Source organism: Psychromonas aquatilis (assembly GCF_038155185.1).
Lineage (GTDB): Bacteria > Pseudomonadota > Gammaproteobacteria > Enterobacterales > Psychromonadaceae > Psychromonas > Psychromonas aquatilis.
In genome coordinates, this window is record NZ_JBAKAZ010000014.1 from 37,011 (window position 1) to 61,166 (window position 24,156).

Below are 24,156 nucleotides of genomic sequence, written 5' to 3' on the forward strand. Positions count from 1 at the left end.
GAACTATGTGGCCGGAAACAAGCGAAACAGAGCAACCATTACGTAATGGTTTAACCACAGGAAGTTGTGCAACAGCTTGCTGTGTGGCTGCTGCACGTGCGTTATTAGCCAATAAGCAACCGGCCAGTGTTGAAATTACTTTGCCGCGTGGTGAAGTAGTTAATCTCGATATCATCGATTATCAACCACTTGCAAAAGGGATACGTACTAGCACTATTAAAGATGCCGGTGATGATCCTGATGCAACGCATGGTGCAACTTTGTTTGTTGAACTGCGTTTACTTTCTGAGCCTGGCATTACTTTTAAAGCTGCTGAAGGCGTTGGAACAGTAACTCGCGAAGGTTTAGTCTTGGCTATTGGTGAGCCTGCTATTAATCCTGTACCCCGAAAAATGATGATAAGCCACCTTGAACATTATGCTCAAGCGTACCAATATCAAGGCGGCTTTGAGGTGTCAGTAGGTATTGTAAACGGAGAGAAAATAGCAACCAATACCATGAATAGCCGTTTAGGTATTATTGGTGGATTGTCGATTCTTGGGACAACAGGCATTGTTCGCCCTTATTCATGTGCTGCTTATATTGCCTCTATTCACCAAGGTATTGATGTCGCTCGAGTCAATGGTATTACACATCTAGCCGCTTCCACGGGTATTGCTAGCGAACATGCCATTAAAGAATACTATCAAATGGATGAAATCAGCTTAATAGAGATGGGCGATTTTGTAGGGGCGATGATGAAGTATTTACGTCGTGAAAAAATCGATCCCAAATCAGGTAACCGTATCCAGAAGCTGAGTATTAGTGCCGGCTTTGGTAAGTTAACCAAGTTAGCAAATGGGCATTTAGACCTCAATAGCCGCCAATCAAGTATCGACTTTGAGCAATTAGCCAATATCGCAAAAAAATTAGGTGCTAGTGCTGAACTACAGCAACAAATTTTAACCGCTAATACCACGATTCAAGTGCTTAATATGACTAAACAGGCAGGCTTAGATATCGCGACTGTTGTCTGTATTGAAGCCTTAAAATTTGCTAAAACCATTGTTCATGAGTCCATTGAGGTAGAAGTGTGGGCGGTCAATCGAAAAGGTGTATTTGTGGCAAATAGCCATCAAGATAAATTCGACCAACAAGGTAAAATCGTTAGTAGTGCTGAGGTTAATTTATGAAAATATTAGTGGTTGGAGGGACAGCTGATGGGCGTAAATTAGCGACACGATTACACGAGCTTCAATTTGATGTGGTGTATAGCATTGCAGGAATAGTGCGAAAAGCAACAGTGCCATGCCCGGTTATTAGTGGTGGATTTACTCAATTTGGTGGCTTGCAAAAATTTATAACCGACCATCAATTTACACATGTGGTTGATGCAACTCATCCCTTTGCAAAAAAGATGAGCGATACCATAGCCGAAGTTAGCGAGCTTTTATCAATACCTGCAATACGCTTTCATCGAAAGCCATGGGAAAAAACAACCTCAGATCATTGGGTTGAAGTTGACGACTGGCCTGAGTTAATTGAAAAAATCAAAGGCTATCAATGTTTGTTTATCACGGCAGGGCAAGTCTCGCAGTCAGTGATTGATAGCTTGGCTATGCAAACGAAACAAATCATTATTCGTACTGCGATGCCAGTTAAGGTCGAATTACCTACTAATGTTTTGTGGTTAAAGGCCATTGGCCCTTTTAATTTAGAAGATGAAAAGCAACTAATTAAAGAATATAAAATCGACGCCATCATTAGTAAAAATAGTGGTGGTAATAGTACTTATGCAAAAATTAAAGCAGCTGCCGAAGCCGGGATCCCCGTTTATCAATTTAAGCGACCTTGTTTACCCCCTTTATTGTTCCAATTTGATAATCAAGCAGGTTGTATTAAGCAATTGAGCGCGGCTAGTGGCTGCTAATAATATTGAGTTTAAAAATGAAATTTGAATATATCCATGATCCAAGCCTGATAGAAAATGAAAGTTTTCGTCAAATAAGAGCATTAACCGATCTTGAACACTTGTCTATAGAAGCACAACAAGTGGCGATGCGAGTGGTGCATAGTATAGGTATTCCAACAGTGGCATCGCAACTTCGCTTTAGTGAAAATGCCTGTGAGTCAGGAATTATTGCCTTAAAAGCGGGCGCACCTATATTATGCGATGTAGAAATGGTGAAACAGGGGATCACTAAGCGTATGATTAAAACAGATCCTTTGTGCTTTTTAAATGCACAAGGGGTTCCTGAACAAGCTAAAGAAAGTGGGGAAACGAGAACCATGGCAGCATTAACTGCTTGGTTACCTTATCTAGAAGGCAGTATTGTTGTGATTGGTAATGCACCTACTGCTTTATTTCGTTTATTAGAAATGATCAATCAAGGGGCACCAAAACCGGCGTTAATTATCGGTATGCCTGTTGGGTTTGTTGGGGCTGCAGAATCTAAGCAAGCATTATGGGAAGTACATCAAAAATTAGGCGTTGAATGCATCACTTTACTAGGGCGTGAAGGCGGTAGTGCCGTATCTAGTGCTAGTTGTAATGCTTTATTACGTTGTATCAAAGGAGAGTTATATTAATGAGTATATTTAAAAAGTTAATAAGTAAGTTTGGTTTTAATGATGAAGTTAAAAAGAAGTCAGTTTCTAAATCAGTTCGTGAAATTGCAGTCATTGGTTTAGGTGTTAGCGAACATGCGATGCTTAGCGACCAAGCTTTATTAGCTTTACAGTCAGCAGACTTAGTGATTGGTTCTGAACGCCAGTTACGTACTTTAGAAAAACACCTAGCGGTGCAGCCTAAAATAGAAGCGCTAGGGGAAGGTGAGCAACAAGCGGTGGAGCCTAATGCGACGAGTTTACCACCAAGAACTGAAATTATTCCAAAGCTAAAAGAATTAAAGTCACTTATTGAAACAGAGCAAAAAGTTGTTGTTTTGGGCTCTGGTGATCCTCTTTATTATGGTATCGGTACTTGGATCAGTAAGAACTTTCATGATGCAACAGTACGTTTTTTCCCTGCAGTTTCAAGTATCACTCAGGCTTGTCACAGCTTGTCGATTGCACAACAAGATGTCAATGTTATTAGTTTACATGGTCGTCCCTTAGAGAAGCTAAAAGTTGACTTAAAAGCACAGCAAACACTTTTATTATTGACTGATCAAGATAGCCTTCCTCAACATATCGCAGGTATCTGTTTAGATAGTGGCTTCCTAAATGCGGAGATCATTGTTTGTGAACGTCTTGGGTATAAAGAGCAAAAAATATCGCGCTTTAGTGCTGCTGAGTTAGTAGAAGCTGAAACTTCAGGTAAACGCCCATCTTTTGATGCTCTACATGTTACCTTTGTGGTTTGTGGACCAAATAAAGGCTTTTTACCTGAGTTCCCTGGTATTAAAGATGCTGATTTTGAAACGGGAGAGCTTGGTAGTAAAGGCATGATCAGTAAGCGTGAAGTGCGTCTCGCTATTTTGTCATTATTACAACCTAGTAAAGATGATTTAATTTGGGATATCGGTGCAGGCTGTGGTGGCGTTTCTGTTGAGCTATCTTACTGGTGCCCTAAAGCAACAGTTCATGCGATTGAACATAACCAAGAAAGATTTGATTGCTTAGTACAAAATAAGAAGAAATTTGGTGTGGTGCGCAATTTATCAACCCATTATGGCAGAGCCCCTGCAGCATTAACTGGCTTACCCATTGCTAATAAAATATTTATTGGTGGTAGCGATGGTGAGTTACCTGAGCTATTAACTTCGTTATGGGAGCAATTGCCAGATGGTGGGCAGATTGTTGTTTCTGCGGTGATGGAGAGAACTAAGTCTCAATTATTAGCCTTTTATTTATTGCGTTCAAACTTACAAGATAGCGAATTAGAAACGTTACAAGTTGCGGTCAATAAAAGTGGCTCTTTAGGCGGACAACTTGCTTACCGTCCTGCAATGCCGGTTACTTTATTTAGTTTTATCAAACGAGATAAATAATGAGTGGTGCGACTTTAAATATTGATAAAGGCAGGCTTATCGGGGTGGGAGTTGGTCCCGGTGATCCTGAGTTACTAACATTGAAAGCTTTTCGCGCGATTCAAGCCGCGGATGTGATTTGTTATTTAGAGAACGAATCAGGGCAATCACAAGCTTTAGAGATTGCCAGTGAAGCCTTAAAAGACCCAATTAAAACACAGCAATATTTAGGTGTGCGCTTTGCTATGTCACGTGAACGTGTTGCTGCCAATGCTGCCTACGATAAAGCGATTATGCAAATACAGGAAGAGCTTGAACAGGGTAAAACCGTGGCTTTTCTATGTGAAGGTGACCCGTTATTTTTCGGATCTTTTACCTATTTACTGGAGCGTTTAGACAGTCAATTTGCATCGCAAGTTATTCCAGGAATACCTGCTTTTGTGGCTGCAACTGCAGAGTTGCAATTACCATTAACGGTATTAAAGCAGTCTTTTGCTGTTATCACAGGGCGTCATAGCGACGCAAAAATTAAAACGGCTTTGTTAGAGCACGATGCCATTGTAATCATGAAAGCTGGGATAGAACGTCCGCGTTTAATTGCTCTGTTAAAAGAGACCAATCGTTTCGATGATGCTAATTACTTGGAATATGTTAGTCGTGACCAACAAAAAGTAATTCGAGATTTAAATCAGTTAGACAATGTTGCTGGGCCTTATTTCTCATTATTTGTGATCACGCGTGAGGAATTGACTGCGTGATTCGAATTATTTGTTTAACAGAGGTTGGCCTTCAGTTAGCTAGGCGTTTACAACACCTTTTCAATAGTAGTTCGACAGCTGTATCGATACCTGTATCGACACCTACAAAGAGTGATGTTTGCTTTAAACCAACACCTTTCAAGGAGACGGTACAAAGCTACTTTACACAAGGCGATACGCTTATCTTTATCTGTGCCACTGGTATCGTGATTCGTACATTGGCACCTGTGATAAATGATAAATATAGCGACCCTGCGGTGTTGGTTTTGGATGAGCAAGGGCAGTTTGTGATCCCGCTGCTATCTGGGCACGAAGGCGGTGCCAACGAGTTGGCTAGACAAGTCACCGAGTTGTTACAAAATCAATTAGTGTTAACCACAGCTAATAGCTACTTAAAACCTAAATATGTTGTTGGTATGGGCTGTGAGCGCCATTGCCCTGAGGCAGTTTTACAAGGTTTATTAAATGAATGTTTAGTGAAAGCTGGGCTAACTATCGATGATATCAGTGCCATTACCAGTATCGATATTAAGAGCGATGAAGTGGGTTTAATTGCTTTAGCTGATACATTACAAAAACCTTATTTAACTTTTAACGCTCAGCGCTTAAGTCTGATGGAAGAACGTCTTTCGACTAAATCTGATTATATTTTAAAAACCGTTGGCGTATATGGTGTCGCAGAGTCTGCTGCATTGTATCAAGCTCAACAGTTAACCAATAATGGTAGTGAGTTACTACTTAATAAACATAAAAACAAACAAGCTACCTGTGCAATCGCCAGAAGTTATAGCCTGTAGAACATTAAAAACTAGGAAATAAAATGAGTTTAAAAAAACAACTTTTTGTTGTCGGTATGGGACCGGGAAATGCAGATTTAGTGGCGCCAAAAGCATTGAAAGCGGTTGAGCAAAGTACTGATTTAGTCGCTTATGGACTGTATTTAGACTTGTTAGGTGAGCCTTGTAATAACAAGGTACACCACGATTTACCCTTAGGAGAAGAGATTGGGCGAGCACGTTTAGCCTTAGATCTCGCGGCAAGTGGTAAAACCACTTCACTTATTTCAAGTGGTGATATTGGTATTTATGCAATGGCCACTTTAGTGTTTGAGTTATTGGATAGACAACTTCAAGGCTTAGAAGACCATCCAGAATGGTTAGATGTTGAAATTGATGTAGTGCCTGGAATATCAGCGATGCAAGCTGGCGCAAGTCGTATTGGTGCAATGTTAGGGCATGACTTCTGCACTGTTAGTTTGTCAGATCTGTTAACGCCTTGGGAAACCATTGATAAGCGTATTCATAGTGCCGGTGAAGGTGATTTTGTTATCTCTTTTTATAACCCAGTATCGAAAAAACGTGATTGGCAGCTTAACCATGCGCGTGACGTATTATTAAAGTATCGTCCAGCATCAACCCCTGTGTTACTAGGTCGCCAGTTAACGCGTGAAGATGAAACTATTCGTATTATCCGTTTGGATGAGCTAGATGCTAAAGATGTAGATATGTTTACCTTAGTAAGTGTCGGTAATAGTGAGTCTCGTCATATTATCAATGGTGAAAAATCATGGGTTTATACACCACGTGGTTATAAAAAGAAATTATAGCGCTGTGCCAAGGTAGTTCTGAGAAGAAAGTACTCACTCGGTAAATGAGGAGTGGTGCTTTTGCCTTGGGTAAAGTTAAAAGATTAATTATAAAAATATGGAATAACTATGAAAGTTTATTTTATCGGTGCAGGGCCAGGTGATCCTGAGTTGATGACCATTAAAGGAGCGCGTTTATTAAAGCAATGTCCTGTTGTGCTATACGCTGGCTCATTAATTCCACGTCAAACACTACAAGATGTTGAAGACAGTGCGGAACTGATTGTTGATACTGCCAAGATCAACCTAGATGAGATGGAAGCTTATTTTGTTGAGGCTGCAAAAGCGGGCAAAGATGTGGCGCGCTTACAATGTGGTGATCCTGCATTATATGGTGCTATCGCAGAACAAATTCGTCGTTTAGACAAACACGGTATTGATTATGAAGTGATACCTGGCGTTAGTGCAACAGCGGCTTCTGCAGCTTATTTAGGTAAAGAATTAACCTTATCTGGTGTATCTCAAACAGTCATTATGACTCGTTATGAAGGTAAAACACCTTTTCCAGAGCGTGAACGTTTACCGCAATTAGCACAAAGCGGAGCAACTTTAGCAATCCATTTAGGCATTACTAAAATTCGCAAAATCGTGGCGGAGTTGATCCCTCACTATGGTGAAGATTGTCCTGTTGCTGTTTGTTACCGCAGCTCATGGCCAGATCAAGATAAAGTGACTGGCACGTTAGCGGATATCGCTGAAAAAGTGGAAGCGAAAGGTTTCAAATTAACTGCGTTAATTTTAGTTGGACATGTATTAGATACCACTAACTTTGAAGACTCTTACCTTTACCATAAAGACAAACCAAATATTTTCCGTCGTCGTAAAGGCGAATTATCAATACAAGAATTAGAGGCTCAAGATGACAGCAAGTAATGTTTCATTAAATAAAATCCCAACGACTGTGGTAACTGGTTTTCTTGGAAGCGGTAAAACGACTCTGCTGGCTAATTTACTTAAAAAAGCCAAAGGCAAACGTATTGCTGTGATCATGAATGAATTTGGTGAGTTAGATATCGATTCAGAACTGCTTCGTAGTTGCCCATTAGAGTGTGAAGATGAAGCCGCTGAATTAGTTGGTGGTGAAGAGGGTATTTACGAACTAGCCAATGGTTGCATCTGTTGTACGGTAGAAGAAGAGTTTTTACCTGTAATGGAAAAATTGGTTGAGCGCCGTGATCAAATCGACCATATCCTGATTGAAACGTCTGGTTTAGCCTTACCAAAACCATTAGTACAAGCCTTTAACTGGCCGGGTATTAAAGAGCACTGCACAGTGGATGCCGTTATCACTGTGGTAGATGGCCCGGCTATTGCTGCAGGACGCTTTGCTGCTGACGAAGAGAAAGTATTAAAACAACGTGCAATGGATGAAAGCCTAGATCACGATCCAAGTTTACAAGAGCTATTAGATGATCAGTTAAACTCTGCAGATCTGGTTGTTGTGAGTAAAAGTGACCTATTAAATGAAGAAGAGCAAGCACGTGTAAAAGACGTTGTACAAAAACGTCTACCAAGCTCAGTAAAAACGGCTTACATCAATAACGGTGACGTGCCATTAGAAGTATTAATCGGTATCAATGCTGGCTCTGAGAAGAACATCGATAAAGTACATAATCACCACGATCATCACCATGCTCACGGAGCACATCATGACCACGCGCATGATCACTTTGACTCAATGGTGATCAGCTTGGGTAAAGTGGATGCTGACAAACTGAAAGCTAACGTAGAAAGGCTGTTAAATGAATTTAATCTATTTCGCATTAAAGGTTTTGCAGCCGTTGAAAATAAACCAATGCGTCAAGTGTTACAAGCGGTTGGTAAACGTTTAGATGTGCATTTTGACCGCTTATGGGAAGCAGCAGAAACGCCAAAAACAGAATTAGTATTAATCGGTAAAGGCTTAGATGAAGCGACTGTAACAGCTATTCTAAAAAGCGCTGAGGTTTAATCGTTAATGCACCTATTAGCAGCACAACCAGGTGGGTTTGTTGAACAAGAGGGGATTGTCGATTTAGCACAATCTCCAGCGCCTTTAGTGGTGTTCAGCGCCGCCGATAGTCAATTAACTGCTCTTTCTGCTGGATACCAAACAGCGACTGAAGCTCATGCTTTAGTAGAAACGCGTTTAGTGAATTGGACTAACTTATTAAAGCCAGCAGCCTTCGACCTTTATGAAGATAAAGTCCTTGGGCAAACGCAGGTGGTGGTGGTGTCGCTATTAGGTGGCAAAGCTTATTGGCAATACGGTGTGGAAGGGCTTATTCGTTGGTCAAAAGAAGCACCTAATCGCCATCTTATTTTAGTGCCTGGCGACGATAATATCGATCCCGAGTTAATCGAATTATCAACTGTGTCAGGACAAGTTCAACATCAGGTTTGGCGATACTGTCGAGCGGGTGGCATTGAAAATAGTGCGCAATTATTTACCTTTTTAAATCAGCAGTTTTTTGATTTATCGGTCGTATCTTCAGAAGCAGATTTTTTACCTGTCGCGCAATTTTACAATCAACAAAAGATACAATGGAAAGCGGGGCAACAAGTTACCGCATTACTGTTTTATCGTAGTCACTTACAGTCTGCAAACTGTAAAATGTTCGATCAATTGATCGAATTAATGTCAGAAAAGGGCTTAAATCCGCTCCCAATCGTGATCAGCTCACTAAAAGATCCACAGGCCATGAAAGTCGTTAATACGTTGTTGGTTGAGCATGATTGTCGTCTGATTTTAAACTCTACAGGGTTTGCATCAAACACAGTAAGCACACCCGGATTAAGTTCTCAGCCAAATAGCTTTACACGTATATTTGACCTTGATATTCCTATTCTGCAGGTAGTGTTATCAAGTAGTACTTTAGAAGATTGGCAAGATTATAAACAAGGTTTACGCAGTCGTGATATCGCCATGCAAGTGGTTTTACCGGAAATGGATGGTAAAGTATTAACACGTGCGATTAGCTTCAAAAGTGAAGCATTTTATGATGAAAAAACACAGATCTCCTTAGTGCAATATCAATTACATCAAGAGCGTGCGCTATTTGTAATTGAGCTAGCTAAAAAATATATTCAGTTATCTCAAACGGCTAATCAAGATAAACGCATTGCTTTAATTTTAGCAAACTACCCCACAAAAGATGGGCGAATAGGCAATGGCGTAGGGTTAGATACCCCGAATTCAACAGTTAATATATTAACCAATTTAAAAACAGCAGGTTATCCGATTAGCGAGGTGCCTGAGAACGGAAATAAACTGATTGAACAACTATTACAATCCGTTACAAATAACCCAAATACCTTACATCATTTGGCCTGTTGGCAAAGCCTCTCTCTGTTCGAATACAAAAAGTATTTTGCTGAACTACCGTTAGCCAGCCAACAAGCGATTACCGAACGTTGGGGGCAACCAGAAGATGATCTTAAATGTCGTGATGGGCGATTAATGATCGCCGGTATCCGTTTAGGTGAAACCTTTATAGGTATTCAACCTGCGCGTGGTTTTAATATCGACTTATTAGCCAACTATCACGATCCTGATTTAGTTCCGCCGCATAACTACTTAGCCTTCTACTTTTGGTTACGTTTTACTTACCAAGTGAATGCAGTTATTCATGTGGGAAAACACGGTAATTTAGAATGGTTACCCGGTAAAGGCTTAGCATTGTCTAACGAGTGTTGGCCAGATGCGGTATTAGGTCCAATGCCACATTTCTATCCATTTATCGTCAATGATCCCGGGGAAGGGGCGCAAGCTAAACGTCGTACGCAAGCTGTAATTGTCGATCACCTTATGCCGCCGATGGCACGTGCCGAAACCTATGGTGACATGGCAGAATTAGAAGGCTTGGTGGATGAATATTATCAAGCGCAAGGATTAGATACTCGACGTGAAGTATGGCTTAGAGAACAAATTTTAGAGAAAGTACAAAGCACCAATATCTTAGATGAATTAAATGAAGCAGCACGTGGTGATGATAACCAAGTATTAGAAGAATTAGATACTTATTTGTGTGATATTAAAGAGTCACAAATTCGCCATGGCTTGCATATTTTAGGGGAATTACCCGAGAACCATAAAATCGCAAATACCTTAATTGCCTTATTACGTTTACCACGTGGGGAAGGGCACATTAACCAAGGTATTTTACACTGTTTAGTCAGTGATTTTTCATTGTTGCTTGATGGAGAATTGTTTGACCCATTAAGCGCAGGTCGTGAAAATTGGACTGGCCCTAAGCCTGATTTATTGGCGACTGTCTGTGATTCATTATGGCGAAGCACGGCTGATACCCGCGAGCGTTTAGAACTGCTGGCTTTGAAGTGGGTACAACAATACTTATTAGCAGATAGTTTATTAACAGACAATTTATTAGCAGATAATGATCTCGCTGAGTTAATTGAGTTTCCCGCAACGCATGCCTTACTCACTTATGCGCAGCAAACTATCCATAAAGCCTTACAACAAAGTGTTGAAAATGAATTGAGTGCGATTATAGATGGACTTGACGGTAAGTTTATTGAAGCTGGCCCAAGTGGCGCACCTACTCGTGGCCGATTAGACACCTTACCGACAGGACGTAATTTTTACTCAGTGGATAACCGAGCCATTCCGTCAAAAGCGGCTTGGATATTAGGCCAACAATCAGCACAAGCACTGATTAATCGTCACTTACAAGAAGAAGGTGATTATCCTAAACAACTGGGGTTATCGGTGTGGGGAACGGCAACAATGCGCACTGGTGGTGATGATATCGCGCAAGCCTTTGCGCTAATGGGGGTTAAACCGATCTGGGCTGAAGGGAGCCATCGCGTGGTAGATTTTGAAATCATTCCCTTCCAATTACTGAGCCGACCTCGCGTTGACGTAACCTTACGTGTCTCTGGGTTTTTCCGTGATGCCTTTGCCAATGTCATGGCACTTTTTGATGCTGCTGTAGTAGCGATTAGTGAACTTAAAGAGCCGGGTAATGGCAACTTAATTCAGCATAATATTCAACAGCGTGAAGCACAATTAATTGCTGACGGCATGGCTGTTGAACAAGCAAAGCGACAAGCAAGTTATCGTGTCTTTGGCTCTAAACCAGGTGCTTATGGTGCCGGTTTACAAGGTTTAATTGATGAGCGTTGCTGGGAAGAAAAAAGTGACCTAGCAGAAGCATATTTAAACTGGGGCGGTTACGCCTATGGCAACAGCGATAAAGATGGCGTGCAGGCCAAAGAAGCCTTTTTAGATAGGCTAAGCAATATTGAAGTGGTGGTACAAAACCAAGATAACCGCGAACACGATCTACTCGACTCTGATGATTATTATCAATTTCAAGGCGGTATGAGTAACGCAGCTCAAGTTTATTCTGGCAAAGCGCCAACTATTTATCACAGTGATCATAGCAACCCAAGTAAGCCGATTATTCGTACTTTAAAAGAAGAATTAAACCGAGTGTTACGTTCACGCGTATTGAACCCGAAATGGATTGAGGCAATGCGAGAGCATGGTTATAAAGGTGCTTTCGAGATGGGGGCAACAGTCGATTATTTGTTCGCTTACGATGCTACTACTGATTTGATAGCCGATTATCAATATCAGCAAGTGACCGATACGCTATTGATGGATCAAGAGAACCAACAGTTTTTGAAAGATAATAATCCACAAATAATGGAAGAAATGGCAGAAAGGTTAATGGAAGCGGCGCAACGTGGTTTATGGCAAGCACCTGATGAGTATCAAGAAAAGCTACAAGACTTATTGTTACAGTGTGATGAAATGCAAGAGAGTAAGTCATGAAGAGCCAGCACAGTTATCAAGAAAGTGAAAAGCAGGCAATTTATAAAGTAATCAAAGAACGCCGTGATATGCGTCACTTTAGCCCAGAACCATTGGAAGAAGGCTTATTGTTACGTTTATTAACCGTCGCAAATCAAGCCCCGAGTGTCGGCTTAATGCAGCCGTGGCGTTTTATACGTGTGACTAACGCTGCGCTAAAAACTGATATTCAACAACTGGTAGCCGCAGAGCGAACTGCTACTGCTGACTTATTAGATGACCGCAAAAGTGAATTCTTAAAGTTAAAAGTAGAAGGAATTGCTGAATGTGCAGAATTGATTGTTGTTGCATTACCTGACGGCCGTGAAAAGCATGTGTTTGGACGACGCACCATGCCAGATATGGATTTAGCATCGGTATCATGTGCCATTCAAAATATGTGGTTAGCCGCTCGAGCAGAAGGCATTGGTTTGGGTTGGGTTTCTTTATTTGAACCAGTTCAATTAGCCAATTTATTAGATATGCCTGGCGACAGCCGACCGATTGCAATTTTGTGTATCGGACATGTTGAAAAGTTTTATGAAAAACCAATGCTAATTGAACAAAAATGGGGTGAAGCAGCGCCAATAGAAAGCTTTTTATTTGAAAATAAATGGCAAGAAAAAAGTAAAAGTTAACGTTGCTGTTTTTATGGCTATTGGTACCATGGCAGCCGAATCAGCTCAGCATAAATATAGACAAGAAAAGAGATGTAAAATGAATGAACAAGTAGTTAAAAAAGGTATTATGGTATGTGGTCACGGTAGTCGTGATAAAGATGCTGAAGTTGAATTTTCATTAGTCGCAGAAGGGTTAAAAAAACGTTTTCCTGATATGCCTATTGAATATGGTTTTTTAGAGTATTCAGCACCCAATATCCACATGGGATTAAATAGTCTAATCGCGCAAGGTGTTAACCATATATACGCAGTACCAGGTATGTTATTTGCGGCGACTCATGCTAAAAATGACATTCCATCTGTATTAACCACTTTTGAAGAAAAAAATGCGGGTTTACAAGTAACCTACGGTCAAGAGTTAGGTTTACAACAACCTATGATCAATGCCTTTCAAGCGCGTATTTATGAGTCATTAGGATTGGATGCAGATAATCCACCTAAAGAACTTTACGATACGATGCTGGTGGTTGTGGGACGTGGTACTTCAGATACTGAAGCAAATGCAGAAGCGGCTAAATTAACGCGTATTGTTAGTGAAAACATGGGCTTTGGTTGGGCTGATACCGTTTACTCTGGTGTGACTTATCCATCAGTAGGTGTTGGGCTTGAGAAGCTATTAAAACTTGGCTTTAAGCGTATTGTTGTTGCGCCTTACTTCTTGTTCACGGGGCGTTTAATTAAACGTATTTCTGGATATATTGATAAAGTAGCTAAAGAAAACCCAGAAGTTGAATTCATTAACACACCGTACCTACGTGATCACGATAAAGTGATTGATGCCTTTGAGGTTCGTGTACGTAATATTATGGAAAAACAACAAGTACAGGGTGAAGACTTAATGGCAACCTTCAAGCGTCGTTTAGCGGCAGGCGAAGTGGATGTTCATCATCACCATGCTGAGTACCAAGATCCTGAAGCGCACAACCATGAGCATTCACATGACCATAGTCATTCGCACGATCACAGTCATGCACATGACCATAGCCATTCACATGATCACGGCCATGCACATGGTCACAGTCATGCAGAACCACATAGCCATGGCGTGTATAAGCACATTGCTCATCCTTTAGGCCCAAGAACGATGATCGGTGAAGGTATTTGTAATTGCTTTATGAGCCAATTCCCTCAAGAGTTATTAGATGAGGAAAAAGAGCGTATCGAAAATGGCTTTAAAGGTGAAGCATTAGCACATCGCAAGTAGTGGCCTCAATAAATAATTGAGTCACCACTTACGCTTAATAATAAACAGTTATCAACAATTTTTGATAACTGTTTACTCCTCAATAAGCCATGTATATTATGCTCTTATTTTAACAGCTTATATTTGCTAAGCTCGTTGAATTAAATACCATTATAATTGTCTCAACCTTTTACCTTTATCAATATAAGAGTTCACATTGAATAACAAAACTATTTTTTATCTTGCCCGTCATGGACAGACTGAATGGAATGTTGCAAAGCGTATTCAAGGTCAACTAGACAGTCTTCTTACAGCTCAAGGTAAACAACAAGCTAGATTATTAGCTGAGCAATGCCGTACATTAAATATCACACAAATCTTAACTTCTCCATTAGGCAGAGCAGTACAAACTGCTGATATTTGTGGGCAAATTTTACAGCTGTCACCGATACAAATAAAAGGCTTCGAAGAACGCCATTTTGGTGATTGGCAAGGTAAATACACCTATCAGGTCAACACGTTAAGTGATTATAATGAGATCACTTCTCAGATTACTGACTGTAAGCCGCAACAAGGCGAAAGCTCAAAGCAGCTATTAGCGCGCTTTGAGAACACATTAAGAAAAGAACTAACAAGCGCAGCGAAAGACGTTAGTTTAATTATTATTCATGGTGATATTTTACGTTGTTTCATGGCACAATTTGTTCCTAGCCTCACTCCAAATTCACAGTCTCAAGAGATCGCAAGCACTGGCTATGACTACAAAAATGCAGAGCTTATTGCATTAAGTTACGATCCAGAATCAGGTACTTTTTCAAGCTTATGAGCGTGTTGTCTACACTGATAATGGCTTTGCTTATCGATCACTTTATTGGTGAACCTAATCGTTATCATCCATTAATATTATTTGGTAATTTAGCAAATTTAATTGAGAAAAAATTAAATAAAGGCACCTCAAAACAACGTTTTATCAAAGGCATACTTGGATGGGCGATATTAGTCTTACCCGTGCCGTTCATTTACTTTATTTTAATCTGGACTTTACCGGTTTATCTGATATTTCTGATTAATATTTATATTGTGTATTGGGCCGTGGCATTAAATAGTTTGAACCAGCACGGTATGCAAATATACTTTCCTTTAAGTCAAGGTGATCTACCACAAGCACAGCATTTTTGCTCTTACATTGTAAGTCGTGATACCAGCGAACTTGACGCTCAAGCGATTAGCCGAGCAACCACTGAATCCATGTTAGAAAATGGACATGATGGGGTAACGGCTACCTTAATTTATTTTGTATTAGGCGGAGCGCCATTGGTTATTGTGCATCGTTTAAGTAACACGCTTGATGCAATGTGGGGATACCGAAATGAACAGTTTAACTACTTTGGTAAATGCAGTGCGCGTATTGACGATTTATTAGGTTTTATTAGCGCTAAAATCACAGCCTTATTATTCGTCATCATAGGGTTATTTAATGGGACTGCACGACAGGCATTAAATAACGCTTATCAACAGAGTCGAGACTATAAAAGCCATAACGGTGGTTGGGTGATGGCGGCAGGTGCAACAGTTTTACAAGTTTGTTTAGGCGGCAGTGCGGTTTATTTTGGTAAAACAGTGGTTTCTCCTCAGCTAGGTGAAGGTGAAGTTGTGCAAGGTAAACATATCGCATTGAGTCTAACCTTAGTGAAGCAAGCTGTATTGCTTTGGCTAGTGGTTGTTGCTTTGTGGCTATGTTTAGTGTGATTTATACTTGTTCTATTTGTGAAAATTACAACGAAGAAATAAGTTATTTTAACCAGTAAAATAGATCAGTTAATTATCCTGATTAATATGACATAAAATACGTATATAAGGTTGATTGAAAGAATGGCAATTATCCATGGGGGGCAACTAAGTAAAGTCGCAAAGCAGTTCGGAATTCCTGAACAAGAATGGTTAGACCTTTCAACAGGGATAGCGCCATTTAGTTACACTATTCCTGAAATTCCAGAAAAAATATGGCAAGACCTTCCTACTATTTCACCGTCTTTGATCACTGCTGCACAAGGTTATTACCAAGCCGAATTCTGCTGGCCGGTTGCTGGCAGTCAACAATTAATCGAAAAACTACCTTCACTTTGGAATGACAAAAATAGTGCGATTAAATCAGCTCAAGTAAAGCATGCTTACTTGCCTAAAGTCGGTTATAAAGAGCATCAACGAGCTTGGTCTCTAGCCGGGTATCAATTACATTTTTATCAAGGTGTATTACCAGATAACATCGAAAAAAATAGTGTTGTAGTAGTGATTAATCCAAATAATCCACTTACTGATACTTTTTCTATTCAGCAATTAACTCAATTAAGAAAACATTGTCAGCAGCAGCAAGCATTACTGATTATTGATGAAGCCTTTGCTGATATTTTCCCTCCTGAGTTTAGTTTTATTCCTCATATTAACAATGAATATGAGGATCTGATCGTACTTCGTTCCTTTGGTAAGTTCTTTGGTTTAGCTGGGATCCGTATTGGCTTTGTATGCACCACTGAAATATGGCGAGATATCATTAAAGAAAGTATTGGCCCTTGGTCAATTAATGGCCCTGCATTATTTATTGCCGAGCAAGCCTTACAGGATATAAGTTGGCAAATCCTACAAAAGGATAGATTACAAAGCCAAAGTGAAAAAATGCATCAACTATTATTAACCTATTTCCCTACCGCTCGTATCAAAACCAATGCCTTATTTGTAACTGTATTCATGGAAAATGCTAAGCAAATCTACCAACGACTTTGTGAAAGTGCTGTCTATGTTCGCTTGACTGATGAACAAGATGCATTGCGTATTGGTATTGCCGAGCCTAAGCAATTTATAGAACTAAAAAGTATTTTAATTATCAGTTTGTGACTTTAAATTGCTATTTTCCTGATGCAAGGTGCTGCCTTAAAAACTGCAATTATTAAATTAATATCAATATTATTTATTATAATACTGAATATTTTGTGATTCATATCGCACAATTGATTTGTAGCTATCTACTTAGGGGTATTTTTGTGACAAATAAATGTCAGGGAAATAAAGGCTCGTATTAAAAAGAGTCTAATTATATAATAGAAACAATAAGTTGGCTGAAGTATTCGCTTTTATTTAACATCTAATTAAGTTTATGCAGTCAATAATATTGTTCTAGTTAGTTGAATTAGTTAGGACAGGAAAGCTAGGTAAATTATTGTCAATTAAATTAACTTCGATTATCTACTTTGCTATTTAAGTAGGTTTTGAGGTTTGCTTGTTATTAATAAAATTTGTATGGAGTTAATTTGCATGGAAAAGCGTTCTATTTTTAAAACTAAATTTATTGGTTTAATTAAACGAGACCTATTGGTAGGAGTTGCATCTTCTTTTTTAATGTTTGGTTATGCCAGTAACGCGATTGCTGAAACTGATACTTTAAGAGCGGCTGTCAAACAAGCATTAGATACGAATCCTGCAATCAATAGTCAATTAAAAGCATTTTTAGCATCTCAAGATGATGCAAGAGCGGTTTTTGGTGGGTATTTACCTTCATTAGATTTAACTGGTGCTGTTGGTATCGCTGATAGAGAGTTCGACAGCCGAGGTAGTTATGATAGAAATAGTGCTGAAATCTCGCTAACACAAATGTTGTTCGATGGCTTTAGTGTCCGAAATAACCTAAGAAAGGCTGAGCACGAAAGTAGAGCCTTGTACTATGATGTTTTAGCCGAAGCTGAAGACAAAGCTCTTGAGTCTAGTTTAGCTTACCTAGATGTATTACGTTATAGAAAGATGGTCGAGCTTGGTAAGAAAAACCTAGCGAAAACAATTGAAATTCAAAAACTTGTTAGCCAGAGAACTGCTAGCGGTGTTGGTAATGGAGCTGATAAGGAACAAGTTGATGGGCGTGTCGCACTTGCTCAATCAAACTTGATAACAGAAGCAGCAAATCTTCAAAGTGTAACTTCTCGATTCTTAAGATTGGTTGGCAGGCTACCACTTGATGAAATGGCTGAATTTAAGTTACCAAATAACCTTTTTCCTGAAAACTTAGAGTATGTATTAAGTACGACTTACGATAATAATCCTGAATTATATTCTGCATATGAAAGTATCCACTCTGCAAAAGCATCATTTGATGCAAGCAAGGCCAACCGTTATCCAACAATAGAGTTGGGGGCTAGCCATGCTATTTATAAAAATGATAATAGTTTTGATGAGCGTACCGACCCACGAGATTACGGTAAAGAAAGCGTTATTGAGTTAAGAATGAATTATAACTTATATAATGGCGGTAGCGATCGAGCTGGTGAAAAAGCAGCATATGATCGTATCGATCAAGCAAAAAGTATCAGAGATAATGTTTGTGTTAATTTACGTCAAACCGCAACTATTGCTTACACTGACATAATCAATGTTTCTACACGCATTAACTCTTTGTATAAACATTACCTATCTTCAAATGAGGTATTAGAAGCTTATTATCAACAATACACTATCGGACGTCGTGCTTTATTAGATGTATTAGATTCGGAAAATGAAGCTTATCAATCAGAGAGATCTTATGTTAATGCGCAATTTGATTTAGAGGTCGCTAAGCTTGAAACGTTAGAAAGCATGGGATTATTACTGTCTAGTTTATCTGAATCAACGGAAAAAATTCCTAATTTAGACGATGCTTTCTCTGAACAAACAATCGAAGATAAAAGTATCTATTGTGCAATTGATCCTAAGAGCGAATTGGATCTAGTTAAATATACTCAACCAGCTGAATTATCTAAACCGATAATTTTATCTGGTGATGCTTTATTTGATGTTTCTAGTTCAGAGCTTAAGGGGACTGCTTACAGTCAAATCAAGCAGTTAACTGATAAAATATTATTAAACCAAGCGAATGTTAATGCTATTTATATTACTGGGCATACTGATTCAACAGGTAGTGATGAGTTTAATCGTTCTCTATCAATGGATCGTGCAACAGTCGTTAAAGATTTGTTCATTGATTCTGGTATCGAAAGTAAAATAATTAGTGCAATGGGCGTTGGAGCAAACCAACCTATTGCCTCCAATAATACAGCTCAAGGAAGAAGTCAGAATAGACGTGTAGAAATTAAGCTAGATATTAAACGTAAATAAAAACGCTCTGTAATTAATGCAGGATAGGCTAAAAATAGATTAAAGGGTAAATTAATCGTATGGAGATTAACTTAGATGATCCACTGAGTAGTTGTTTATTATATATAGCTGACTCTCATGGTATTGCAACAAGTCGAGATGCATTATTAGATGGTTTACCTTTAGTCGATAATAAGTTAACGCCTGCTTTAATAAAAAGAGCTGCAAAGCGTATTGGTATTAATGCCAATATCATGCACAAATCCTTGAACAGGGTAAATGAAAGTCTTTTACCCTGCATTTTGTTGCAGAATAATAACAGTGCTTGTTTACTTGAAAAAGTTGATCTGAGTGCAAAAAAAGCATTTGTTCGTATCCCTGAATTGGGGATGGAGCTGCAGGAAGTTTCTTTAGAAGAGTTAAATGCTAATTTCATTGGAACAGCTATTTTTTGCTCTTTAGAATTTAAAGTTAATTCATCTAAAGAAACAGAAGATAAAACTCGTAATAATAAGCATTGGTTTTGGGGCGTTATTTTTGCTAATCGACGCGTCTATCGTGATGTTTTGATCGCTGCTTTATTCATTAATATATTAGCCATGACAATGCCGCTATTTGTGATGAATGTTTATGATAGGGTTGTGCCAAACTTTGCTACGGATACATTATGGGCACTTGCTGTTGGTGCTTTTACTATTGTTTGTGCTGATTTAGCCTTACGTGTTTTACGTAGTTGGTTTGTTGAGTTAGCTGCTCAAAGAGCCGATACCATTATGTCTGCAGATATTATGGAACATATCTTAGGCATGAGAATGGAAAAAGCGCCTGGTTCAATTGGATCTTTTGCTTCAAATGTTCAATCCTTTGAATCTGTTAGATCATTTATTGGTTCTATGATTGTAGTTTCCTTGATTGATTTACCTTTCTTTTTATTGTTTATTTTAATTATCTCCATCATTTCTGTTTATATGGCCATACCGGTATTGGTTGGTGCAATTGTTGTTTTAATCTATGCGCTTTCTGTACATGGGCGTATGAAGGAGTTGGCCGATCTTTCAAGCCAAGCTAGCTCTCAACGTAACTCTGGATTGATTGAAAGCTTATCTACAGCACAAACATTAAAAAGTTTTAATGCAACAGGAAGAATGCAGGCTTTATGGGAGCAGGCAACCGTTTATTTATCTGGATGTTCTGGTAAACAACGTTTACTTGGTGGTTCTGTTGGCGTTGCCGCTTCTTGGGTACAACAAACAGTCGCGATCTTGATGATTATCATCGGTGTCTATGAAATTATAAACGGTAATATGAGTCAAGGAGCGTTGATCGCTGCTTACATGTTATCGTCTCGCGCATTGGCTCCTGTCTCTCAAGTTGCTTCTCTTTTAACGCAATATCATCAAGCTGCCACGGCGCTAGATTCTTTGCAAACTATTATGGAAAATGAGCAAGAACGCGATACTGAAAAGCAAATTGTTAGTCACTCAGTTATTCGTGGAGATATTGAATTTAAAGGCGTGAGCTTTACTTATCCAGAAGAAAAAACACCTGCATTAAACAATGTCTCTTTCACTATTAAAGCGGGTGAACATGTCGCTATTCTTGGGCAAACAGGATCCGGAAAAAGTACCATTGAAAAGCTTATTTTAGGTTTATATAAACCAACGGAAGGCAATATTTTTATAGATGGTATCCATATAGAGCAGTTAGATATCTCTGAGGTAAGGCAAGCAATAGGCTATATCCCTCAAGACATTGAGCTTTTGAATGGCAGTATTTACGATAACATTACATTAGGTGTCCGCACTCCTCAAAAAAGCGCCATATTAGATGCAGTGAAAATGTCTGGCCTAAGCCGATTAGTTGGTGATCATGCTGATGGATTAGGGATGCCAGTTGGTGAAGCAGGCAGAAAACTATCAGGCGGGCAGCGACAAGGCATCGCTGTTGCTCGTTCAATAGTACAAGAGCGTTCAATTTATTTATTTGATGAACCAACCAGTGCCATGGATAGTGTTATGGAGAATCATGTTGGTAATGCTCTATTGAAGACAACCAAAGGTAAAACATTACTTTTGATTACACATAGAACAATATTGTTACATCTTGTTGAACGCTTGATTATTTTAGATGGAAGTCGAGTTGTCGCTGACGGTAAAAAAGAAGTGGTATTAAAAGCGTTAGAGAAAGGAACTGTTCAGAGAAGTAAAGGATGAGTAAAAGCAATACTGAAACCACGACTAAAAAAGACAAGTCACTTGAACAATTTGCCTTTGAGAAAATAGGCTCTTTGTCCGTTGTAAGTGTTGTTGGGAAAGGTTGGGTAGATCGTCTATTCAAGCCATTTTTTTCTGGTTTTTCAAGTTTTTCTAATGACTGGAGAAAATCATCAGTGCAAGTTGAGAAGAGTCAAAAAGAGTTAAATGCTCGAGGTTTACTATATGGCGTTGCCATTGCCTTAACTATGCTTTTAGTCTGGGCTGGATTTGCCAGAATAGATGAAGTGACAAGAGGGGAAGGAAAGGTTATCCCATCTAAGCAGTTGCAAATAATACAAGCTGTTGATGGCGGTGTCGTTGAAGAAGTATTTATAAAGGAAGGGGATCAAGTATCGCAGAATGACTTGTTAGTTAAAATTGATCCGACCCGTTTTATTGCTAACTTTCAAGAAGGTGAAGTTAAAGTTTTTGCATTAAATGCAAAAATAGATCGCTTACAAGCATTAATTAACGAAGAACCTTATCAGCCAAATTTTGCAGACAATTTAACTTTATCAGAACAGCAACTTGCTGATCGAGAGTTGGATTATTACCAGTCCAGTGTTAATGAATTAAAGCAACGATTAGCGATTGCTCAAAACCAGTATTCACAGCGCTTAAGGGAGCTAGATCAAGCTCGCGCAAAATTGAATTCAACTGAGCAAGCTTATCGTTTATCTAATCAAGAGTTATCTGTAACAGCACCATTACTTAAGTCTGGCGCCGTCTCTGAAGTTGAAGTATTGAGATTGAAACGTGATACTGCATTTGCTAATGGAGAGCGACGTCAAGCAAGAGCAAGTCTCCGTCAAATTGAGTCTGGTGTTAAAGAAGCTGAAGCTCGTATTGCTGAAGTTGAGCTAGGCATGAGAAACCAATGGCGAGCAGAACTTAGCGAAGCAACCAGTATGCGCAGTAGTTTAGAAAAGAATATTGATGGGCTTGCGGATAGGGTTAAATATTCAGAAATTCGCTCACCGGTAAATGGTACCGTCCAACGTATCCTCTATAACACGATAGGTGGTGTGGTTCAGCCTGGTAGTTCGATTATAGAGATTGTTCCTAATGACGATCGATTACTAGTAGAAGCTAAAATTGCACCTAAAGATATTGCTTTTCTTCATCCTGGTTTACCAGCGACGATCAAGTTTTATGCTTACGACTTTACTATATACGGTGGATTATCTGCAACAATTGAACACATTAGTGCAGATAGTATTACTGATGAAAAAGATAACACTTATTATTTAGTGAGGGCTGCTGCAGATGATATTAAAGCAGTAGAAAAGTTTGCTGTTATTCCTGGGATGACAGTCCAACTAGATATTTTAACCGGTAAAAAAACCGTTTTAGAGTACTTACTGAAACCTATTTTACGTGCAAAGGCAAACTCTTTGAGTGAACGTTAAAATGTTAATGCAGTATTGAATTTTTTATATGGATTAAACACTTTAGTAAAAGTAATCGTTTCTTTACATTATTCATAGAGCATATTGCAAATATGTCTTTGTACCCAATTATTATATTTTAAGCTAAAAAATAAAAAGCTTTAATGAGGTTAATATGAACGCATCAATTATTGTTACATTAGTTACAGGTAAAGTATGGGCTGTTTCTCCTGAAGGTGAAAAGCGTGAATTGAAAGTAGGTGATACTTTACTTGGTAATGAAACATTAATTGTTTCTGATAATGCGCAGGTTGAGCTTGATTATGGTAACAATCAAGTTATTAGCTTCATTGGTGAACAAACAACGAATGTATTGAATGCAAGTAATGCCGCGATTGAACCTGCACCTCCAGAGTTTAACCTAATAATTGATGATACGAATAATAGTAATGTTCAAGAAAACACTGTTTTAATACACGAAGGTCATAATTTTGTACAATTAGTTAGAATCGGTGAAATTATTGAAGCTGATGGTATCAACTACTTATCGGTAGCTAGAATAGCGGAAGTTATACAGTCATTAACGCTTAATTTACCAAACAGGCTTGTTGAGCGCGATGAGGAGATTGAGACCGCAGGGGGAGACTCCAACACTTTTGAAGCTAATGGTGACTCTTTAGTGACTTTAGATGATAGTAGCGTTTATGAAGGTAACGATATAACTATTACTGCATCAGTAAATAATGCCCCTGTTATTAATGATTTAATATTAACTTTGAATAATGGTGAAATACTAACAATAGCAGTTGGAGAAACAACAGGCAGTGTTACTTTTACTAATCCTAACAGCGAAGACGCTTATGTTGATGGTGAGGTAATAGAGTATTCTATTGTTTCAGCAAATGGCGGAAAATATCAAACGCTAGATACCTCTTCTACATCGAACGTAACAATTATTGATACAGAAAATACTTCAACAGTTAGCTTAAATAACCCAACAGTTACTGAAGGTGAAGATATTACTTTGACTGCTACTGTCGATAATGCCCCTCAAAAAGCACCATTAATATTAATGCTTAGCAACGGTGAAATAATTACCATTGCGATAGGTGAGACGACTGGCAGTGTCACTTTCAGTAACACAAATGCCGATGATAGTTACATTGATAACAGTATTGAAAATATTAGTATTTCTAGTTCAACAGGTGGGAATTATGAGTTATTAGATATTTCTGCAATATCGACTATTACTGTTACCGATTCAGTTGCAACCACCACCATCAGCTTAGATAACCCAACCGTTGAAGAAGGCGGTGAGATCACGATTAGTGCCTCGGTGGACAATGCTCCAGTCGATACGCCATTAGTGGTGACATTAGATAATG

At 39.0% G+C, this 24,156-nt stretch carries 19 protein-coding genes; all 19 read left to right on the forward strand.

The window, feature by feature from the left end:
• Positions 1 to 5 precede the first annotated feature (5 nt).
• Positions 6 to 1,172: a cobalt-precorrin-5B (C(1))-methyltransferase gene (locus V6256_RS05635; protein ID WP_341597096.1), complete on the forward strand. Its 1,167-nt coding sequence runs from the start codon at positions 6 to 8 to the stop codon at positions 1,170 to 1,172.
• Positions 1,169 to 1,909, forward strand: coding sequence for a precorrin-6A reductase (gene cobK, locus V6256_RS05640; protein WP_341597097.1), 741 nt, complete (start codon positions 1,169 to 1,171; stop codon positions 1,907 to 1,909). Before V6256_RS05635 ends, cobK begins: the two co-directional genes overlap by 4 nt.
• A gap of 17 nt (positions 1,910 to 1,926) precedes the next feature.
• Positions 1,927 to 2,568 (forward strand): precorrin-8X methylmutase, encoded by a 642-nt coding sequence (locus tag V6256_RS05645; RefSeq protein ID WP_341597098.1) that lies wholly within the window; start codon positions 1,927 to 1,929, stop codon positions 2,566 to 2,568.
• Positions 2,568 to 3,971, forward strand: coding sequence for a precorrin-6y C5,15-methyltransferase (decarboxylating) subunit CbiE (cbiE, locus tag V6256_RS05650; protein ID WP_341597099.1), 1,404 nt, complete (start codon positions 2,568 to 2,570; stop codon positions 3,969 to 3,971). The genes V6256_RS05645 and cbiE overlap by 1 nt, the downstream gene beginning before the upstream one ends.
• Positions 3,971 to 4,708, forward strand: coding sequence for a precorrin-2 C(20)-methyltransferase (gene cobI / locus V6256_RS05655; RefSeq protein ID WP_341597100.1), 738 nt, complete (start codon positions 3,971 to 3,973; stop codon positions 4,706 to 4,708). The genes cbiE and cobI overlap by 1 nt, the downstream gene beginning before the upstream one ends.
• On the forward strand, positions 4,705 to 5,505 hold the full coding sequence (locus tag V6256_RS05660; protein ID WP_341597101.1) for a cobalt-precorrin 5A hydrolase: 801 nt from the start codon (positions 4,705 to 4,707) through the stop codon (positions 5,503 to 5,505). Before cobI ends, V6256_RS05660 begins: the two co-directional genes overlap by 4 nt.
• A gap of 23 nt (positions 5,506 to 5,528) precedes the next feature.
• The gene (gene cobJ, locus V6256_RS05665) at positions 5,529 to 6,314 is read left to right on the forward strand and encodes a precorrin-3B C(17)-methyltransferase (RefSeq protein WP_341597102.1); all 786 of its coding nucleotides are present in this window, start codon (positions 5,529 to 5,531) and stop codon (positions 6,312 to 6,314) included.
• Between the two features lie 108 nt (positions 6,315 to 6,422).
• Positions 6,423 to 7,226, forward strand: coding sequence for a precorrin-4 C(11)-methyltransferase (cobM, locus tag V6256_RS05670; RefSeq protein ID WP_341597103.1), 804 nt, complete (start codon positions 6,423 to 6,425; stop codon positions 7,224 to 7,226).
• Positions 7,213 to 8,304: a cobalamin biosynthesis protein CobW gene (cobW, locus tag V6256_RS05675; protein ID WP_341597104.1), complete on the forward strand. Its 1,092-nt coding sequence runs from the start codon at positions 7,213 to 7,215 to the stop codon at positions 8,302 to 8,304. Before cobM ends, cobW begins: the two co-directional genes overlap by 14 nt.
• Positions 8,305 to 8,310: 6 nt before the next feature.
• Positions 8,311 to 12,132, forward strand: a complete 3,822-nt coding sequence (cobN, locus tag V6256_RS05680; RefSeq protein WP_341597105.1) for a cobaltochelatase subunit CobN — start codon at positions 8,311 to 8,313, stop codon at positions 12,130 to 12,132.
• Complete coding sequence (gene bluB, locus V6256_RS05685) at positions 12,129 to 12,788, forward strand: 5,6-dimethylbenzimidazole synthase (protein ID WP_341597106.1); 660 nt, start codon at positions 12,129 to 12,131, stop codon at positions 12,786 to 12,788. Before cobN ends, bluB begins: the two co-directional genes overlap by 4 nt.
• A gap of 79 nt (positions 12,789 to 12,867) precedes the next feature.
• The gene (locus V6256_RS05690) at positions 12,868 to 14,034 is read left to right on the forward strand and encodes a sirohydrochlorin chelatase (RefSeq protein ID WP_341597107.1); all 1,167 of its coding nucleotides are present in this window, start codon (positions 12,868 to 12,870) and stop codon (positions 14,032 to 14,034) included.
• Between the two features lie 196 nt (positions 14,035 to 14,230).
• Positions 14,231 to 14,839: a histidine phosphatase family protein gene (locus V6256_RS05695; RefSeq protein WP_341597108.1), complete on the forward strand. Its 609-nt coding sequence runs from the start codon at positions 14,231 to 14,233 to the stop codon at positions 14,837 to 14,839.
• Positions 14,840 to 14,844: 5 nt separating this feature from the next.
• A complete protein-coding gene (cbiB, locus tag V6256_RS05700) occupies positions 14,845 to 15,762 on the forward strand; it encodes an adenosylcobinamide-phosphate synthase CbiB (protein ID WP_341597109.1) in 918 nt (305 codons plus the stop codon).
• 123 nt (positions 15,763 to 15,885) lie between these two features.
• On the forward strand, positions 15,886 to 16,905 hold the full coding sequence (locus tag V6256_RS05705) for a threonine-phosphate decarboxylase (RefSeq protein ID WP_341597110.1): 1,020 nt from the start codon (positions 15,886 to 15,888) through the stop codon (positions 16,903 to 16,905).
• 417 nt (positions 16,906 to 17,322) lie between these two features.
• Positions 17,323 to 19,149: a TolC family outer membrane protein gene (locus tag V6256_RS05710; RefSeq protein WP_341597111.1), complete on the forward strand. Its 1,827-nt coding sequence runs from the start codon at positions 17,323 to 17,325 to the stop codon at positions 19,147 to 19,149.
• Between the two features lie 59 nt (positions 19,150 to 19,208).
• A complete protein-coding gene (locus V6256_RS05715; RefSeq protein WP_341597112.1) occupies positions 19,209 to 21,341 on the forward strand; it encodes a type I secretion system permease/ATPase in 2,133 nt (710 codons plus the stop codon).
• Positions 21,338 to 22,792, forward strand: coding sequence for an HlyD family type I secretion periplasmic adaptor subunit (locus tag V6256_RS05720; protein WP_341597113.1), 1,455 nt, complete (start codon positions 21,338 to 21,340; stop codon positions 22,790 to 22,792). The genes V6256_RS05715 and V6256_RS05720 overlap by 4 nt, the downstream gene beginning before the upstream one ends.
• Positions 22,793 to 22,946: 154 nt before the next feature.
• The coding region (locus tag V6256_RS05725; protein ID WP_341597114.1) for an immunoglobulin-like domain-containing protein at positions 22,947 to 24,156 on the forward strand (1,210 nt) is incomplete at its 3' end.

Excerpts from the sequence above, each read along its gene's own strand:
- V6256_RS05635 (WP_341597096.1), top strand. The coding sequence starts at position 6 with ATGTGGCCGGAAACAAGCGAAACAGAGCAACCATTACGTAATGGTTTA.
- cobK (WP_341597097.1), top strand. The coding sequence starts at position 1,169 with ATGAAAATATTAGTGGTTGGAGGGACAGCTGATGGGCGTAAATTAGCG.
- V6256_RS05645 (WP_341597098.1), top strand. The coding sequence starts at position 1,927 with ATGAAATTTGAATATATCCATGATCCAAGCCTGATAGAAAATGAAAGT.
- cbiE (WP_341597099.1), top strand. The coding sequence starts at position 2,568 with ATGAGTATATTTAAAAAGTTAATAAGTAAGTTTGGTTTTAATGATGAA.
- cobI (WP_341597100.1), top strand. The coding sequence starts at position 3,971 with ATGAGTGGTGCGACTTTAAATATTGATAAAGGCAGGCTTATCGGGGTG.
- cobJ (WP_341597102.1), top strand. The coding sequence starts at position 5,529 with ATGAGTTTAAAAAAACAACTTTTTGTTGTCGGTATGGGACCGGGAAAT.
- cobM (WP_341597103.1), top strand. The coding sequence starts at position 6,423 with ATGAAAGTTTATTTTATCGGTGCAGGGCCAGGTGATCCTGAGTTGATG.
- cobW (WP_341597104.1), top strand. The coding sequence starts at position 7,213 with ATGACAGCAAGTAATGTTTCATTAAATAAAATCCCAACGACTGTGGTA.
- cobN (WP_341597105.1), top strand. The coding sequence starts at position 8,311 with ATGCACCTATTAGCAGCACAACCAGGTGGGTTTGTTGAACAAGAGGGG.
- bluB (WP_341597106.1), top strand. The coding sequence starts at position 12,129 with ATGAAGAGCCAGCACAGTTATCAAGAAAGTGAAAAGCAGGCAATTTAT.
- V6256_RS05690 (WP_341597107.1), top strand. The coding sequence starts at position 12,868 with ATGAATGAACAAGTAGTTAAAAAAGGTATTATGGTATGTGGTCACGGT.
- V6256_RS05705 (WP_341597110.1), top strand. The coding sequence starts at position 15,886 with ATGGCAATTATCCATGGGGGGCAACTAAGTAAAGTCGCAAAGCAGTTC.
- V6256_RS05710 (WP_341597111.1), top strand. The coding sequence starts at position 17,323 with ATGGAAAAGCGTTCTATTTTTAAAACTAAATTTATTGGTTTAATTAAA.
- V6256_RS05715 (WP_341597112.1), top strand. The coding sequence starts at position 19,209 with ATGGAGATTAACTTAGATGATCCACTGAGTAGTTGTTTATTATATATA.
- V6256_RS05720 (WP_341597113.1), top strand. The coding sequence starts at position 21,338 with ATGAGTAAAAGCAATACTGAAACCACGACTAAAAAAGACAAGTCACTT.